Here is a 16,768-nt window from a genome sequence, read left to right on the forward strand (position 1 = left end):
GCACTCGGCGGCCAACCACCCACCAGCCGACTGCAACCAACCTAATGGCCAAATACACCTAGCGGCCGCCGAGCCTCGGCAGGGTCAGCGTGGTCACCGCCGTCATCACCCAGCCGACCAGGTCGCCGAGCGGGATGGTGGACAGCTTCTCGGGCCACTCCTCGGCCAGCGCCTGCAGGACGAGGTGGCCGTCGTGTGCTTCGACCGCGGTGAGCCGGATCCCCCTCGGCAGTTCCGGCAGGGGGAGCACGATCGGCTTGAGCCGCGCGGGCGGGCCGAATCGTCGTCGTCCGATGTGGACGGACATCGGCCGGAGGACGACGGAGTCACCCTCTACAGTGGACTCCAGAGCGAGATGGCCCCAGCGGGGGCGTTTCTCCCAGCGGATATGGAAGTGGCCGTCGTCGCCGGGGGTCACGATGATGCCCGGCCGGGCTTCGGCGACGCGCTCCCGCAGGACCTCCGGGGAGACCCGGATCGCCATCCGCACCTGCTCGGGGATGGCCGCCGGGGAGGGGAGGGAGCGGAGCCGGACGTTCGACGCCAGCACGGTGATGCGTTCCAGTGGGGTCTCCGGCCAGTCGACGTCCTCCACCACGATGCGGACGTCGCCGACCCGGCCGGTCGCGGCGAGGCTGAGGCTGTCGGCCTGGTAGTCGAGTTCGGTCAGGGTGAGCCCGACGTCGTGCCCGTCCACCTTGGTCGTCAGCCGTCGCCCCACCAGCTGTTCGGTCACGGTCTTCAGCACCGCGGCCGGGGTCACGGGCACGTTCGGCAGCAGCGCCCGTCCGGCGGCGGCCAGTCCGAACAGCTCGGGAAGGGGGTTCAGATCGAACCGTCTGCCTTCGCTCATCCGTCCAGTGTCGCCGAACGGGACGCCGGTCGCCGCCGCAGGGGGTCAGCGGGCCGCGAAACGGGCGATGACACCCGCCAGGATCACCCAGAACGCCGCGGCCAGACCGTAGTCGAGGATGACCGCGAGATTCGGGTCACTCACCGGGAAGAGACCCGGCCAGAACAACGCCAGCGGCCGGGCCAGTGCCTGGATGAAAATGAAGAAACCGTTGCCCGCGTTGGCACCTGCGAGCACCATGACCATGTACAGCAGTTCGATGAAAGCGAACAACGCGCCGATACCGGTGATGACCCGCACGGCCGTGTTGCTTCTGCTGGTGGTTCGCCATCTGGACATGCCTGAAAAGTTCCCGGATTCCGCGATGACAAACGTTTCAGCGGCCAGGTTGCGCCGATTGGCCGTACCCTGTCCACTCCCCGGAGGCGGCTCGTGACGGAGCGCTCGCTGTTTTGATATCGATTATCATCTTCATTATGACTGTCGACCACTGGAGTGATGGCTGGGAACGCCTCATGGCGCGGTATCAGCCGGGACGCGCGGGGGCGATCGAGCGGCTGCTCGACCTGGTCGAGACCCGATGTGCGGGTCCGGCCCCGCGGGTTCTGGACGTCGGAGGCGGGACGGGCACGCTCTGTGCCCGCCTGCTCGAACGTCTGCCCCGGGCGGAGCCCACCCTGCTCGATCTCGACCCGGTGATGCTGACGATCGCGGCGTCGGCCCTGCCGTCCTCGGTCGAGGTGGTCCGGGCGGACCTGCGTGATCCGGGCTGGCACGAGCGGCTGCCGCGAACCGGTTACGACGCCGTGCTGGCGGTCATGGCGCTGCATTACCTGCCGCCCGGCCGGCTGACCGAGCTGTACGCCGAACTCGCCGGGCTCGTCCGGCCCGGTGGTCTGCTGGCCACTGTGGACGACATGCCGGACGCCGCGGCGTCCGGAACGCGTCCCGTGGTGCTGGACGACGGTGAAGTCTCCTGGGCCGGGTGGTGGGAACAGGTCGCGGAGGATCCGACCCTCGGACCGGCCGCCGCGGAACGGGCCCGGCTGTTCGCCGGTTCGCCGTCGGCCGAATGGCATCCCCCGGCCGCCTGGCACCTGCGGGCGTTGGGTGCCGGGCCGTTCGACGACATCGGCGTGGCCTGGCGTGACGGTGACCAGGCCGCCGTGGTGGCCTTCAAATCCCGCTGACCGGCGCGGTGCTCGCGCGCGGGACGACGCGGCCGCGTATCCGGCGGCTGCTCGGCTAGTCGCCGAGCGGGGCCCCTCGCCACTGCCAGCCCGCGCGGGACGGCCGTCCGGGCAGGTCGATGCGGTCCGTCGCCCACAACAACGCGATCCAGGAATCGACGTCGGCGGTGTCCACCTCCGGGAACATCCGCGCGAGCACGCGGGAACAGACCTCGCGAGGCGGGTCGAGGGTGACGCCGAGTCCCCTGGCCATGTCCTCGCCGTGGACCAGGGCCTCGACACAGCCCATTCCGGCGAAGCCTTCGAGGTCGGCGTGGCCGCTTGGGTGGTACGCGCGGACGTCCGGGGCCGCCGTCCGCAGCACAGCGCCCAGGATGCCGCCGCCGACGGTGATGAACTCCAGCAGTTCCGAGGGCGTCGCGGCGCTGTCGGCGACGGCTTCGAAGCGGACGAACCGCGGCGTCGACGGCCGGGCGAGCACCAGTCCGGCGTAGGAGATGAGACAGTCGCCGAGGTGCTCGGCCGTCCGCCAGGCGTTCAGTTCGCCGGTGCCCGGCGCGGCAGGCCAGTCACCGTCCGACGCCCGGCGAAGTCCGTCGACCACACTCTCGATCGCCGCGTCGAGATCGTCGGGCGTGACTGTCATCAGGGCATCAGCTCAAGGGTGTCGGGAAAGCCACCGGACCGCGGCGGCCGTTCTTCCCGACCGCGCGCACACCGAAGAACACGTTGTCCTTCGACAGATCCACCCTAGCCTCCGTCCGGTCACCGACCGCGATCACGTGGGTCCATTCGGCCGCCGTCGTCTCCCGCCAGACGACCTCGTAGCCGCCGAGATCCGGGTCGGTTCCGCGCCGCCACACCAGATCCGTGTCGTTCGTCAACCGGTTCGTGCGGATCCGGACGTCCTCCGGGGCGCCGGGCGCGGTCGCCAGCGACCACAGCGTGGCGGCGTTCACCCGCGCGACCCTGGCGATGAACGGGAAGTCGCAGAACTCCGGCAGGTCACCGAACTGCTTGCCGTTCTCCACCCGGACGTCCTGGTGCTGATGCGCGTAGTCCTCGTGTGGTTCGGTGAAGCGTGCGGCGGGATATCCCTGTTCCAGGAACGGGATGTGGTCGCCGCCGCGGAGGTAGCGGTCACGCCGGTAGACCACCCGTACGGACATCCCGGTCGCGTCGTTCTCCGCGACCGACCGCACGAACCGGGCCAGCTGGCGCGACGGCGAATCGTTCTCGCCGCCGACCGCGCGCCGGATGTCGGCCTGTGCCGGGGTTTCCGACGTCGGCACGCCCTCGGCGAACAACCGGATCGTCTGCGGATCCCGCGTCCCGTCGTCCGCCCGGCTCGAACCGACGATGTCGTTGGTGAACATCGCCCGCACGTCCGTCCCCGCCGCCTTGTACTGCGTCGCCAGATGCCGCGCGCCGAACAGGCCCTGCTCCTCGCCCGCGACCGCGGCGAACACGATGGTCGCGGCCGGGCGGCGCGTGGCGAGCACGCGGGCGAGTTCCATCGCGACGGCTACCCCGGACGCGTCGTCGTCGGCCCCCGGCGCGTCCTTGGTCGCGTCGAGCGGATCCGAACACCGCGAGTCGTAGTGCCCCGAAACGACGTGAACGCGTTCGGGCGTGGTGGATCCGCGCAGGGTGGCGACGACGTTGGTGATCGTGGTGGCCACCGGGATCCGCGGCGGGGCGGGCGGCTGGAGGTACGACTGCAATTCGACCGTCATCCGGCCGTCCGACTTCGCGGCGGATTTCTCCATTTCCGCGAAGATCCAGTCGCGCGCGGCGCCGATTCCGCGGACCGGATCGGTCTGTGAGGACAACGTGTGCCGTGTCCCGAAGGCGGCGAGCCTGCGCACCGTGGCCTCGATACGGTGTTCGTCGATCTCCCGCAGGATCGCGCGCAGTTCCGGGTCGGGCCGTTGCGGCCGGACCGCTCCGCCGGGCCCGCGATCACCCGGTTCTTCGGCACCGGCCGGGACCCCGGTGAGGGCGACCGCCGACAACGCGGCGGACGTGGACAGGAACACTCGTCTGGACCTCTCCTCAGCCATCCTTTGTTCCTACGCGCCCCTCGATCGGGCGTCTACCCGCGAAAAGGATGAGCGCGGCGGGTGGCGGATGGGGGAGGATCGACGGGTGATCTTCGCGAAAAAGAAGTCAGTGGCCGAGGCGCTCCAGGAAACGATGGAGAGCCGGGGGCTCGCCATCGACGTACTCGCCGAGGCGCTCGTCCGCGTCGACAAATCCGGCGACGCCGCCGAAATCGCGGCCGCCTTCGCGCTGATCACCGAGACCCCGGCGATCGTCTCCCTGATCGACGACTACTGCCGCCCGGCGTATTGGACGTCGCGCCACTATCCGCGCGTCTTGAACGAAATCGCCGACATGCTGAAGACGGGGAAAACGGGACCGCTCGCGACGGTGATCGCCGCTTCGCACGGTGACGGCCGTGTCCGGGAGCTGGCGGTCAGAAGGCTGCTGAAGGATCCGCGTCCGGAGCAGTTGCCGTTTCTGTTGCTGCGCATGACCGACTGGGCCGCGCCGGTCCGCGACCTCGCCAGGGCGGGCGTGATCACCCTGCTGCACGAGCGGACGGCGACGTTCCTGGTGGTGGCGGCCGAAACGATGCTGCACCTCCGGCGGCGGCAGCGCGGGGAGTTCGGCGTGAAGCAGTTGTACGCGGCCGCCTACGACGCTCCGGACGACGTGCTCGGCAAACTGAGCCGCTCGGTGAGCCCCGCGGCGCAGAGGTTCCTGTTCGAGGTGCGGACCCGGCGTGGCGACTTCACACTCGACGACCTGGTCCGGCTGGCCCTGCGGAACATCGACAAGAGCATCCGTGCGCGCGCCGGCGACGCCGCGGCCCGCGACGCCGTGTGGACCGGCCGCGTCGACGTCCTGCGCAAACTGGCCGCGTGCCGTCACGACGAGGTCCGGATCAGCGCGCTGACCGGGCTCTCACGGCTCGGCCACCTCGACGAGATCGTCGCGCTGCTGGACGACCGGTCGACCCTGATCCGCGCCCTCGCCCGGGACGCCGCCCGGCGCACCGGGGTGGACGCCGCCGCCCGGTATCGGGCGATCGTCGCCGCTCCGGCGGAGAGGCCTTCGATGGGCGCGATCGCGGGGCTCGCCGAATCGGGGCGTGCCGAGGACGGGCCGCTGTTGTATCCGTTGCTGCGGCATCCGCTGGCCAAGGTGCGGGCGTACGCCGTCGGGGCGCTGCGGATCCTCGACGCGGTGCCGGTCGATTTGGTGAGGCCGATGGTCGACGATCCTTCGAGGCGGGTCGTCCGGGCGGCTTTGAAGGCTTTGCAGACGCGAGATTCCGCGACGAGGTGATGGGTGTCTCCGGCCCCGCATTTAGTCGACTAAATGCGGGGGCGCGCCATCGAGGAAGACGCAGTTGGTCTGCTGAGTGTGGAAGGTGGGGTCAGGCGTCGCCGGAGGAGAGCAGGTCCCGCAGCATGGCCAGCAGCTCCCGCCGGTCCCCGGCACCGAGCTTCCCCCGGATCCGGGCCATATGGTGCTCCACCGTCTTGCCCGAAATGAACAGCTTGCTCCCGGCCTGCTTGTACGTCAGCCCGTCGACGACCAGCCGGGCGACCTCCAGCTCACGTTCGCTCAAGGCGCTCAGGCCGGTGGTCGCGGCCGGTTCCGGGGCGCGGCCTTGGAACTGCCGCGCCGCTTCGAGCAGCTGCACCATCGCCTTCCGGTCCGAGGTCCGGATCGCCGCCTGACCGGCCAGCCGCGACGCGTCCCAGCAGAGCCCGAGTTCGTGCAGTTCCGCCGCCGACGCGGTGATCGGCTCGGGATCGAAGGTCCCGGTCAGCACCGCGAGCCAGCCCGACGCGGCAGCGGCGAGGGCCGCCGGATATCGCCCGCAGGAGGCGAAATCGTTCAGCGCGGCCAGATGGTCCTCGGCCAGGGAATGATTTTCGACGGTGATGGCGGCGTGCAGCTCGTGCCAGCGCAGTGTCGCCGTCCACAGTGGAGGGTTGCCGAGATCGTCGAGCACCGTATGTGCTCGTTCCAGCTGGCCGGCCAGTTTGTCGCTCGCGCCTGCCCGCGCGGCCGCGATCGCGAGTTCGCCCAGCGGTAGCAAGGAAAAGAGGTCCGGCTGCTGCCGCATCGAAGCCTGATACGCCCGGTCCCAGGAGCGTTGCAGACCGGGAAGGTCGCTCGCTCGTCGCGCCAAGCCCAGCTGAAGGGTGGCGGCGAAGAGTTCGTCGCGGGCTTCGAGACCTTCCGGCGGCATCAGGGATTCGGCGGCGGTCTTGAAGTCGCCCCCGGTCATCGCGACCCAGCCGAGCAGCAGCCGGTGCCGTTTCGCGAGCAGGTCGCCGCCGATCCGCCCGTTCACCGCGCGGCTCAGCACCGACTCGGCCAGCGCGAGTTCGCCGGAATGCAGGCCCACCAACGCCGCGAGGGCCGCCGGACTGTCCGGCAGCGGCGCGGGCGCGCCCGCCGACTCCAGCATCGACGCCGCGCCGAGCAGGGCCGACAGCGTTTCGGCGCCGCAGCCGGAGACCGAGTCGGTGATCGCGCGGGCCGTCCGTGAGGCGGCGCCCGCGAACAGGGTCGGGACTTCGGGGGTTTCCAGCACACCACGGGCGGCTTCGAGTTTTCCGGTGCCCGTCAAGGCGATCGCGGCGAACGCCTTCGATCCGGCCCGGCCGGACCACTGATACAGCTCCGCGCTGTGCGCGAGTTCGCCACGGTGCGCCAGGACGGTCGCCGCCACTTCGGCGCCCGCGGCCCTGGCGTCCGTATCCGAGGTGCTGCCGAGCATGCCGTCGCCGAGCCGGAGAGCGGTGTCGAGATCCCCGGCCAGTGCCGCGGCGTGCGCCCAGCCGACGGTGAGCGCCGCGCCGCGCCCACCGGCCTCGGACGCGGCTTCGTAGAACCGCGCCGCGAGTTTCGTGTCGTCGGGCATCGCCTCGCGCGCGGCCGCCTCGAAGGCCGCCGCCGCGCTCGCGCCCGAACTTCCCGTCCCCAGCAGGGAACGGGCGAGATCCAGTACCGGAAGCCCGTCGCGCAGCTGGAGTTCCACCAGCCGTTGCAGCACGGTCAGCCGCCGCCCGGGGGATCCCCACGCGCGGACGGCTTCGGCGGCGATCGGCAGCAGCGCGTCGTCCTCGCCGAGCAGTCCGGTCGCCCTGGCACCGTCGAAGACCTCGGCCAAACCGTCGCGGTCGCGGTTGAGCAGGGCCGCCAGGAGATCCAGATTCCGGCCCGCCCCGGCCTCGGCCGCGATCAGGTAGCGGTGCACGTCGTCGTCGAGTTGTTCCAGCTCACCGCGGAAGTCCGCGAGCTGTCCGGTGACCGCGCGGAGCACGAGTCTCGGCACACCACCGGTTCTGGCGTGGACGGCTTCGGCCGTGGCCGCGTCGCCGCCGGCGTGCCGGACGAGCAGCCGGACCTCGTCGACGCCGAAAGCGCCCAGCGACACCGATCTGCCGAAAGAGTCGGTGAGCGCGCGCAGCGCTTTGGTCCGCGTCGTCGCTCTACAGGTCAGGACGACGGGCGCGGTCGTTTCCTCCGCCCGCCCCCGGAGTTTCGCGATCTCGTCGTCGTCGAGCTGGTCGGCGTCGTCGACCAGCAGGGCCTCGACCCCGGCACTCGCGTAGTGACGTCCGAGCAGGCCGAGCAGATGGGTCTTCCCGTGCCCGCCGGGGGCGACGACGGTGACCCGCACCGGAAGCTCCGGGGCGGCGGTCACCTCGTCGAGCAGACGCCGGGCACCCGGATGGACGATGCCGGGCTTGTCGAGCAATGCGTTCAACAGCGACCTTCGGGGGATGTCGTGGCGGCGCCGGGGGCGGCCGGTGCGCAGGTGCTGGAGGCGGGCGGGGGTTGGTGGCCCTTGTCCGCGGTGGCTTCTCGGGTGGTCAGGGTGAGCAGCAGGGTGGTCGCGGCCAGCACCACGACCGCGGCTCCGGCGACGAGGGGCTTGCGTCGGCTGAGCAGTTTCGCCGCCCCGGTGCGTTCTGGCAAGGGGAACGGGGTGATGTCCACCGGCGGCCGTTCGGGCCGTTCGGTGAGCTCTTCCGGCGCGTCGACCCGGGGCAACAGGGTGGTTTCCACGGTCGCGACGGCGTCGGATCGCGGGCCACCGGGTTGAGGAATGTCACGTCGTGCGGCGATGTTGGCCGCGCCGGTCGCGATCGTGAGCACGGGGTCGCTCGAAGCGAAGAGGGGGCACGGCGTCCGGCCTGGCATCGGGGGAGCGTCGCCGGTGAGCACGATCCCCGCCAGCGCCTGCGGCTGGACCCCGGCGCCGTGCGCGAGTTCGAAGACCTTGCCGACCGCCTCACCGGGGTCGACGCCTTCGACCGATTTGACCGGCTGCCAGCCGCTGATCCCGGCGGCGGCGATCGTGACCACCGCGCCGTCCGGGCCGAATTCGCAGACACCGGCGGTGACGCCGCCCTGGGGGGCGAGGTACGCGTGCAGGGCGGCGATGGGCGCGGCGACCAGCGCGGCGCGAGGGAATCCGGCTTCGGCCAGTGCCCGGCGCAGCAGCTCGCGGCGGAACGAGCCCCAGCCCCCGGGATGGGTGAGCACGAGATGCCGCGGTTTCTCGCCGAACCGTTCGGCCGCCTGATCCACCGCGGCGTCCACGAGGACGGCGCTGAGGGATTCGGCCGGGAAGCGTTCGCCGCCGACGATGACCGGGACGTCGTCGCCGACCCGTTCGTGGAACCCGGTCAGCAGCCGGGCGGGCGCGGACCGGCCCGCGTCGAGGGCCGCGTCACCGGTGAGCAGGTAGCCGTCGTCGTCGAGGAACACCGCGGACGCCGCCGCCGGACCGTGCGCGCCGAGCCACAACGGCTCCGGCATGCCCCAGCCTTCGCCCTGGTCGGCGCAGGTGGCGGCGGTGGTGCGGGTCGAGGCGATATCGATGCCGAGGACGTAGGGCAACGAGCATCCTCCTTCGCTTGACCAGCCCCTAAGGACCACTTAGGGCCGTTCACCCGTACGGCTTGACCCTTATGGGTGAGAGCTGGCATTAAACCCAACAGGGTGCGTCTCGGTTAAGCCCCTAACGCCCTAACGATGTCATACCGATCCCCTATTGGCTGAGTGAGCGACGACCGGGAGTGATCCCCGATGTGCGGGGAGGCACCCCCTCACTAGCTTCGGTGACCTGCGATGAGCCGTGCCCTCCGGGCGCTGCGCTCGCTCCATCGACCTAGACCCCACAGGAGAGTCCTTTCATGGGTTCCGTCCAGACCCTGCACGACTTCACGCTGAACCTGCTGAACGACACCGCGGCCCGCGCGGCGTTCGCCAATGACCCGCAGCAGGTGCTGGCCGACGCCGGCCTCGGTGACATCAACGCCGCCGACGTGCACGAGGTCGTCCCGCTGGTCCTCGACTTCGTCCCGGTCGACGCCGCCACCGGTGTCACGGGCACCGCCGCCTCCACCGCCGACAACCTGGCGGGCTTCGGCGGCGTCGCGAACGTCGTCAACGGCACCGACGGCGAGTGCGCCGACGGTGTCCAGGGCGCGATCGACCAGCTCACCGCGCTGACCGCCGGCCTCCCGGTCGACGTCCCCGCCGTCGGCGCCCTGCCCGCCGTGCCGAGCCTCGGTGACCTGCCGGGCGAGCTGCCCGTCGACGTCCCGGGCCTGCCGGGTCTGCCGGGCGAGCTGCCCGTCGACGTTCCGGGCCTGCCGGGCCTGCCGGGCCTGCCGGGTGTCCCGGCCGTCTCCGACGTGACCGACGTGTCGAACGCCGCCGCCGGCGTGACCGCCCTCGCGCAGAACACCGTCGGCAGCTTCGGCCTGACCGACGACCTTTCGCGTGGCCTCGACTCCGCGTCGCTCGGCCAGGCCGGTGGCATCGCCAACGGCGCCGTCGACACCGCGACCGGCCTCGTCCACGACGTCCCGGCCGTGGACGCCGCGGGAGTCCCGGCCGTCGACTCGGTCCCGGCCGTCGGCGACCTGACCAGCGACCTGCCGCGCGCCGACGGTGTCGCGGGCGGTGCCCCGAACTTCCTGTCCGAGGTGGGCGACCTGACCAGCGCCATCGGTCACGTCGACGTCGCCGACGTCACCACCAAGGTGCACGACATCGCGGGCAAGGCGCACGACATCGGCAACGGCAACGGCATCGCGAACGACGTGACCGACAACGTCGCGACGGACGTGACCGACAACGTCGTGAACGACGTCGCGAACCACGCGGGCGTCAACGACGTGCACGACGTCGTTTCCGGGGTGGCCAACAACATCGGCCACGTCGGCGACATCAACATCGGTGCGGGCGACATCGCCTCGGGCAACGACATCCACATCGGCTGAGCTGAATATCCTTCATATCTCACCGGGTGAACGGCCCCGCGACCACACCAGGTCGCGGGGCCTCCGCCGCATGTTGGCCCATGCCACATTGATTCCGCGCTTGGTTAAGGGAACACTGCATCCCCGTGACAGCCCCCGCCTGGCTCGACGTGCTCAACGAGACCTTGGACGCCTGTGTCGTCCACGGTCGCGCCGACCTGGCCGAACGACTCCGGCGCAGACGTGACCAGCAGGCGCCTGGCACCCGGATCGCGGTGGTCGGTTTTCCCAAGCAGGGCAAGGGCTACCTGCTCAACGCGTTGCTGAACGCCCCGGTGTGCGCGGTCGGCGACGCGAGTACGCCCGCCGTCCCCACCGAGATCGGGTACGCCCACGATGCCGCCGCGACGCTGGTCGGGCACGCCCGTGAACGCGTGCCGGTCGGCGATCTGGCCAAGGAACTCGAGGTCCGCCCGCCCGGTTCGCTGCGCCGGGTCGAGGTCGGCCTGCCGCGCGAACTGCTCGGCACGGGTCTCGTCCTGGTGGACACCCCGGCGATCGGGGATCCCCGGTCGCCCCGGACGGCGGCCACCCTCGACGTCCTCGCCGACGCGCACGCGGTGATCCTCGTCTCCGACGCGACGCAGGAACTCCAGCCCGCCGAACTCGCGCTGGCCCGGCACATCCGGACCTGGTGCCCGGCCCTGGTGCTGGCGCTGACCAAGATCGACGTCAGCCCGGACTGGCGGGAACTCGCCGCCCGCAACCGGGCCGCGCTTTCGGAGACCGGTGTCGTCGCCGATGTCTTCCCGGTCTCCGCGACGGTGCGCCAGGCCGCCGCGAAGGCCGGTGACGTCGACCTCAATGGACGATCCGGTTTCCCGGAACTCCTGAACTGGGTGGGGGAACAGGCCGCGCGCCCAATCGAACGCACCCGGGCGCTGGCCGCCGCGGTGAGTGTCCGCGCGGCGGCGGTCGAGCTGGTCGAGACGCTCCAGACGCGGCTCAACGCCGTCTCGCAGGACAGCGGGATCGACCAGGTCACCCTGCTGCACCAGGCACAACGGCGTACCGAGGAACTGCGGCGCCAGAACGTCCGCTGGCAGAACCTGTTGTCGGACGAGATCACGGATCTGGTCTCCGACGCCGAATACGACCTGCGTGAGCGGACCCGGGTGATCGTGCGGCATATCGACCGCACCTTCGACGAGGGCGATCCGGTGCAGATCTGGCCGGATTTCCAGACCTGGCTCGAAGACAACCTCGCCGAGGCCGTCGAGACGAACTACAACTGGGTGTCCGACCGGTCGACCTGGATCGCGCACGCGGTCGCCACCATCTTCGGGCAGCGGTACGGCCAGGCGCCGGAGCTGCCGCTGACCGGTTCCGGGGTGGACTCGATCCCCGAAGTCGGCACCCCCAAGATCGAACGGTTCAAGATCGGCCAGAAACTCTTCACCGGATTGCGCGGTTCCTACGGCGGTGTCCTGATGTTCGGCCTGGTCACGAGTCTCGCCGGGCTGCCGCTCATAAACCCGGTGTCGCTCGGCGCCGGTGTCGCGTTCGCCACCAAGAGCGTGCGCGACGAAGGCGGGATGCGGTTGCAGCGGCGGCAGGCCTTGGCGAAAGCCGCCGCGCAGCGCCATGTCGACGACGTGTTCATCCGGTTCAGCAAGGAGATCAAGGACGAGATCCGGCAGGTCCAGCGGCGGCTGCGCGATCATTTCGCCGCGCTGTCGGACGAACTCGCGGAAGAGCTGACGCGCCAGCGGGAACTGATCGTCGCCGGATCCGCGGAACGGGAGCGGCGCACGCAGCGGGTCAAGAAGGAGATCGACCGGCTGGCCGCGCTGCACCGGAAGGCCGGGGCGCTCGGCAGCGGCCTGGCGCCGCGCCGGGAGCTCTCCGCGTGACGGCCCTGGATGTCCGTGAACTGCTGACCGACGCCGCGTCGCTCTACCGGGACCGTCCGCACGCGGTCGCGATGCTGCAGGAATGCCTGGAGCGACTGGAAGAACCGCTGCGGGTCGGCTTCGTCGGCACCCCGGGGACCGGGAAGTCCACTTTGGTCTCCGCGCTGGCCGAATGGCCGACCCGGGCACTGCGGGAACTCGAGCTGTTCGACACTCCGGCGCTGGCGGAACACGTCGACGCGACGGTGCGCCTGGTGCGTCACCTCGAACCCGACGAACTCGCGGGTGCCCGGCAGGCGGGCGGTTCGGCGTTCGCGCGGCAGAGCGCGGTGAACTCGGTGCTGGTGCTCGGCCGGGCCGACGAGGTCGGCGCGGGCCGGATCGACGCCCTGCTCACCGCGAAACAACTGGCGCGGCGGGCTTGGCGTGAAGACCCGCGGTGCGCGGGATTCCAGGGGGTCATCGCGGTCGCCGGGCAACTCGGGTACGCCGGGCGAGCACTCCGTGACGACGAGTTCGAGGTCCTGCGTGCTCTCGCGTCGGTCTCCCGTCAGGATCTGGAGCGCTACCTCCTGTCCGTGGATTCCTTTGTGGACGATCCGTTCCCGGTGCGGATCCCGCCGGAGTCACGGAAACACCTGGTGACACGGTTCGGCCTCTACGGCGTCCGGCTGGCGATCACGCTGATCCGCACCGGCTGCGAGAGCAGGCTGAAACTCTCGGCGGAACTCGTGCACCGCAGCGGTCTCGGCGACCTGCGGGACACGCTCGCCGGATGCTTCGTGGCCAGGGCCGAAGCGCTGAAGGCACGCACGGCGGTGCTGCGCCTGGAAAGCCTGCTGGCCGCCGAACCGCGTCCGCACGGCGACCGGCTGGCCGCCCGCGTGGAGCGGTTCGCCGCGGCCGCGCACGACTTCCGGGAACTGCGGCTCATCGCCGACATCCGGGGCGGCCGCACGGCGTTGTCCGGGGAAACCGCCGAGGAGGCGGCGCGGCTGCTCGGCGCGCAGGGACTCGCGCCCACCGAACGGCTCGGCCTCGAACCCGACGCGGACCCGGCAGAGATTCACGAGAGCGCCGAGGGCGCGCTCGTCCGCTGGCGGCAGGAGGCGGAACGGCCGGACGCCGCGCACGCCGAACGCGCCGCCGCGCGGGTGATCGTGCGTTCGGTGGAAGGGCTGCTCACCTTGTTCGTCGCCTAGAGCGGGTCAGAGCGGTTTCCCGTTCACCTTCACGTTGCTGATCACGACGTTCTTCGCGTTGCTGATCTGCGGTTTCGGGGTGTCGATGTTCGTGAAGGCCGAATCGGCGAGCCGGAACCCGGTGAGCGGGCTCTCCGGCGAACCCGCGATCTTCAGCGCGAAGGGCGAGTCGTCCAGCCGGATGTCGCGGGCGTCGATGTTCCGGATCACCGGATGCACGATGTCCCCGAACCCCGGCCCGGTCAGGCTGTAGTTCATGTCGACGAAGATCGCGCCGCGGTCGACCGGGCCGCCGCTCAGATCGCGCACGTGGATGTTCTCGATCACCCCGCCACGACGTTTGTTCGTCTTGAGGTACAGGCCGTAGAAGGCTTTGTAGGACGAACCCTGGTGGATCCGGTTGCGCTGCGCGAAAACATCGCGCACCCCGCCGGACATCTCGCTGCCGATGGTGATCGCGCCCCAGCGGCCGTGGTAGTCGTTGTCCTCGATGACGATGCGCTCGCTCGGGACCCCGACCCGGCGCCCGTCGGTGTCCCGGCCGGACTTGATCACCGTGCCGTCGTCGCCGGTGTCGAAGGAACAGTGGTGGATGTGCACGTCCGCGCAGCTCTCGGGGTCGACGCCGTCGACCATCGCGCCCCGGCTGTGGATCTTGACGTCGCGGACCGTGACGTTCTCCGACAGCACCGGATGCACCGTCCACATCGCCGGGTTCCGCAGTGACAGGCCTTCGACCAGGATGTTCCGGCAGTCGTAGAACTGGATCATGTTCGGCTTGAGGTAATGCCCGTCTCCGAACCTCCGCTTTTCCACCGGGACGCCGTCGACGGCCATCTGCTGGAGCCGGTCCCAGTCCGGCCCGCGACGGCCGTCGTAGTCGAACCACGGACCCGCCTGCGCGTTCCCGTCGATCGTGCCCGCGCCGGTCAGCGCCAGGTTCGTCTGCCCGCGGGCGTAGACGAAGGGGGAGTAGTTGACGCATTCGATGCCCTGCCACCGGGTGTACACCGCGGGAAAAGCCGAAGCGCTGGCGGAGAACTTGATCGTCGACCCGGCCGTGACATGCAGGTCCACATTGGACCGGAGGTGGATCGCGCCGGTGCGGTACGTGCCGCCGGTGACCAGCACGCGTCCGCCGCCCGCCGCGGTACAGGCCGAGATGGCGGAGGCGAACGCCTTCGTGTTGTCCTTCTTGTCGTCGCCCACGGCGCCGAACGAGCGGAGGTCGAAGGTCCGGTCCGGGAAGCGCGGCGGGACGATCCGGGCCAGGATCTCGCGGACCCGGTCCCACGGGTCCGCGAGAGGCTCCGCCGAAACGGCCGCCGGAGCCAGGGCCGCGCCGGCGGCGAGGAGCCCGCCCGTCAGTCCGGCCGTCTTCAGGAAGTCCCGCCGTGAACCAGCCATGGTCTCTCCTCCGCCGTGTCATACATCATGTACAGGATGTGATGTGACACGTCGGCGGTCAACAAATGTCCCGCTCAGCGGCTGAACGGTCCGGTCAGGCGTTGCCCAGGACGCGGGTCACGGTGATCTCGATGACCACGCGTGCCGGGTTGGGCTTGGGTTGCCGGTAGCGCGCGGCGTACCGGTTTTCGGCGTCGCGCACCGACTCCGGGTCTTCGCGCAGCACCGCGCGTCCCTCCAAAGTGGACCATCGGGGTCCGTCCAGCTGGCAGGCGGCGACCGGTACGCCCTTTTCGCCCGCTTCCTTGATCATCCGCGCCTTCTTGGACGAGCGGAAGGTGATCACGCGGGCGATCCCGGCCTCGAAGTCCACTGTGACCCCCACGGCGACCACATGCGGGGTCCCGTCGGGGCGGACGGTGGTCAGGGTGGCGAGATGTCGCTCGGTCCAGAAGTCCCGGAAGGTCTCGCCGCGCGTGCTCAGGTCGATCGTCATGGTGCTCACGCTAGGACACCGTTCACGCAAGCGACATCTGAGGTAATAGTAAGGAAACTTTCTTAACGCTCTTGTCTTTGCCCGATCCGGATGTCACGCTCGGAAAGCGCCGCCGCCACCAACGATGTTTCCGGAGGAGCAATGAGAAAGACCGTTCGGACAGTGCTGGCCGCGGCCGCGCTGACCGCCGGGCTGGTCGCCACGACCGCCCCCGCCACCGCGGCCACCACTCAGGGAACCCCTTATCTTCCCGGCGTGCTCCGCCCGTCGGTGTCCCAGGCGGCGCAGGACGCGGCCCTCGCCAAGTACTACGACTACTGGAAGAAGAACTTCCTCACCACCAAATGCGGGACCGGCACGTACGCGGTGAAGGCACCCGACGCCGACCACGCCTTCGTCGCCGAGGGCCAGGGCTACGGGATGACCATCGCGGCGATGATGGGGGACAAGGACCCGCAGGCCCGCACCGTCTTCGACGGCATCCTGAAGTTCGTGAAGGCGCATCCTTCGTCGATCGACAAGGATCTGCACGCCGCCGAACAGGACGAGAGCTGCAAGAGCGTCAACGGTACCGACTCGGCGACGGACGGCGACCTCGAAATCGCCTACGGCCTGCTCATCGCCGACAAGGTCTGGGGCAGCGGCGGCTCGGTGAACTACAAGGCCGAGGCGCTGCGGATCATCAAGGCCATCAAGCGCAGCGAAGTACACCCCACCACCAAGTTCATGCGGCTGGCCGACTGGGCGGACGAGGGCAAGTACATCAACAGCTCGCGTTCCTCCGACTGGATGCCGGGTCACCTCCGCGCGTTCGAGAAGGTCACCGGGGACTCCTTCTGGGGTCAGGTCCGGACCCGGCAGGAGCAGGCCGTCAGCCAGCTGCAGCAGCAGTACGCGCCGAAGACCGGGCTGATCCCGGACTTCGTCGTCAACACCAACTCCACGCCGAAGCCCGCCCCTTACAACTTCCTCGAGGGCAAGGACGACAAGTACAGCTACAACGCCTGTCGTGACCCGTGGCGGCTCGGCGTCGACGGCGTCACCGTGGCGGGCAGCCCGGCGCAGGGCCAGGTGCGGAAGATGAACACCTGGATCCAGCAGAACACCGGCGGCGACCCCACCAAGATCACCACCGGCTACACGCTGTCGGGTGCCAAGATCTCGGGCGAATCCGGCCAGCATCCCTGCTTCACCGCGTCGTTCGCCATCGCGGCGATGAACGACCCGGGCAGCCAGGCATGGCTCGACAAGCTGTGGACCTCGATCACGACGTGGTCGCCGAACGCCAAGGACTACTACGGCACCGGCATCACCGTGCAGGTCCTGTTGATCCTCTCGGGTAACTACATCGCCGTCTGATCGCGCGTGAAGGCCCCCTTCCCTCGGCTGAGTCGAGGGAAG

14 protein-coding genes are annotated in these 16,768 nt (G+C 70.1%); 6 read left to right on the top strand and 8 right to left on the bottom strand.

Annotated features, from left to right (window positions below):
• Positions 1-58: 58 nt before the first annotated feature.
• A complete protein-coding gene (locus tag L324_RS00535; protein WP_037303278.1) occupies positions 59-853 on the bottom strand; it encodes an LmeA family phospholipid-binding protein in 795 nt (264 codons plus the stop codon).
• Positions 854-898: 45 nt separating this feature from the next.
• Positions 899-1,153: a hypothetical protein gene (locus L324_RS00540; RefSeq protein ID WP_016331969.1), complete on the bottom strand. Its 255-nt coding sequence runs from the start codon at positions 1,151-1,153 to the stop codon at positions 899-901.
• A 176-nt stretch (positions 1,154-1,329) separates the two neighbouring features.
• Between L324_RS00540 and L324_RS00545 the strand changes: the two genes are divergently transcribed.
• The gene (locus L324_RS00545) at positions 1,330-2,043 is read left to right on the top strand and encodes a class I SAM-dependent methyltransferase (protein ID WP_037303281.1); all 714 of its coding nucleotides are present in this window, start codon (positions 1,330-1,332) and stop codon (positions 2,041-2,043) included.
• Positions 2,044-2,098: 55 nt separating this feature from the next.
• Here L324_RS00545 and L324_RS00550 read toward each other — a convergent pair whose 3' ends face one another.
• Positions 2,099-2,689 (bottom strand): maleylpyruvate isomerase mycothiol-dependent enzyme family protein, encoded by a 591-nt coding sequence (locus L324_RS00550; RefSeq protein ID WP_037303282.1) that lies wholly within the window; start codon positions 2,687-2,689, stop codon positions 2,099-2,101.
• A gap of 7 nt (positions 2,690-2,696) precedes the next feature.
• Positions 2,697-4,106 (bottom strand): M20/M25/M40 family metallo-hydrolase, encoded by a 1,410-nt coding sequence (locus tag L324_RS00555; RefSeq protein WP_037303283.1) that lies wholly within the window; start codon positions 4,104-4,106, stop codon positions 2,697-2,699.
• A gap of 85 nt (positions 4,107-4,191) precedes the next feature.
• On the opposite strand from L324_RS00555, the gene L324_RS00560 reads away from it, so the two are divergent.
• Positions 4,192-5,397: a hypothetical protein gene (locus L324_RS00560; RefSeq protein ID WP_051173546.1), complete on the top strand. Its 1,206-nt coding sequence runs from the start codon at positions 4,192-4,194 to the stop codon at positions 5,395-5,397.
• A gap of 91 nt (positions 5,398-5,488) precedes the next feature.
• Here the strand turns inward: L324_RS00560 and L324_RS00565 are convergent, their stop codons facing one another.
• Positions 5,489-7,840: a helix-turn-helix transcriptional regulator gene (locus tag L324_RS00565; RefSeq protein ID WP_037303284.1), complete on the bottom strand. Its 2,352-nt coding sequence runs from the start codon at positions 7,838-7,840 to the stop codon at positions 5,489-5,491.
• Entirely contained in the window at positions 7,837-8,979 is a 1,143-nt protein-coding gene (locus tag L324_RS00570) for an Hsp70 family protein (RefSeq protein WP_037303286.1), read from the bottom strand. Before L324_RS00570 ends, L324_RS00565 begins: the two co-directional genes overlap by 4 nt.
• Positions 8,980-9,275: 296 nt before the next feature.
• On the opposite strand from L324_RS00570, the gene L324_RS00575 reads away from it, so the two are divergent.
• The 3 genes from L324_RS00575 (at position 9,276) to L324_RS00585 (ending at position 13,464) form a co-directional block, all read left to right on the top strand.
• On the top strand, positions 9,276-10,370 hold the full coding sequence (locus L324_RS00575; RefSeq protein WP_037303288.1) for an IniB N-terminal domain-containing protein: 1,095 nt from the start codon (positions 9,276-9,278) through the stop codon (positions 10,368-10,370).
• 125 nt (positions 10,371-10,495) lie between these two features.
• Complete coding sequence (locus tag L324_RS00580; protein ID WP_037303289.1) at positions 10,496-12,262, top strand: dynamin family protein; 1,767 nt, start codon at positions 10,496-10,498, stop codon at positions 12,260-12,262.
• A complete protein-coding gene (locus tag L324_RS00585; protein ID WP_037303290.1) occupies positions 12,259-13,464 on the top strand; it encodes a GTPase in 1,206 nt (401 codons plus the stop codon). The genes L324_RS00580 and L324_RS00585 overlap by 4 nt, the downstream gene beginning before the upstream one ends.
• Positions 13,465-13,470: 6 nt before the next feature.
• Here L324_RS00585 and L324_RS00590 read toward each other — a convergent pair whose 3' ends face one another.
• Positions 13,471-14,871: a glycoside hydrolase family 28 protein gene (locus tag L324_RS00590; RefSeq protein WP_037303291.1), complete on the bottom strand. Its 1,401-nt coding sequence runs from the start codon at positions 14,869-14,871 to the stop codon at positions 13,471-13,473.
• Between the two features lie 94 nt (positions 14,872-14,965).
• Positions 14,966-15,367 (bottom strand): PPOX class F420-dependent oxidoreductase, encoded by a 402-nt coding sequence (locus L324_RS00595; protein WP_037303292.1) that lies wholly within the window; start codon positions 15,365-15,367, stop codon positions 14,966-14,968.
• Positions 15,368-15,508: 141 nt separating this feature from the next.
• Here L324_RS00595 and L324_RS00600 point away from each other — a divergent pair, with 141 nt between their 5' ends.
• Positions 15,509-16,726, top strand: a complete 1,218-nt coding sequence (locus L324_RS00600) for a family 8 glycosyl hydrolase (RefSeq protein ID WP_037303293.1) — start codon at positions 15,509-15,511, stop codon at positions 16,724-16,726.
• Positions 16,727-16,768: the final 42 nt, after the last annotated feature.

Origin of the sequence: Amycolatopsis orientalis DSM 40040 = KCTC 9412 (assembly GCF_000478275.1) — a bacterium.
In the GTDB taxonomy this organism is placed as follows: Bacteria; Actinomycetota; Actinomycetes; order Mycobacteriales; family Pseudonocardiaceae; genus Amycolatopsis; species Amycolatopsis orientalis.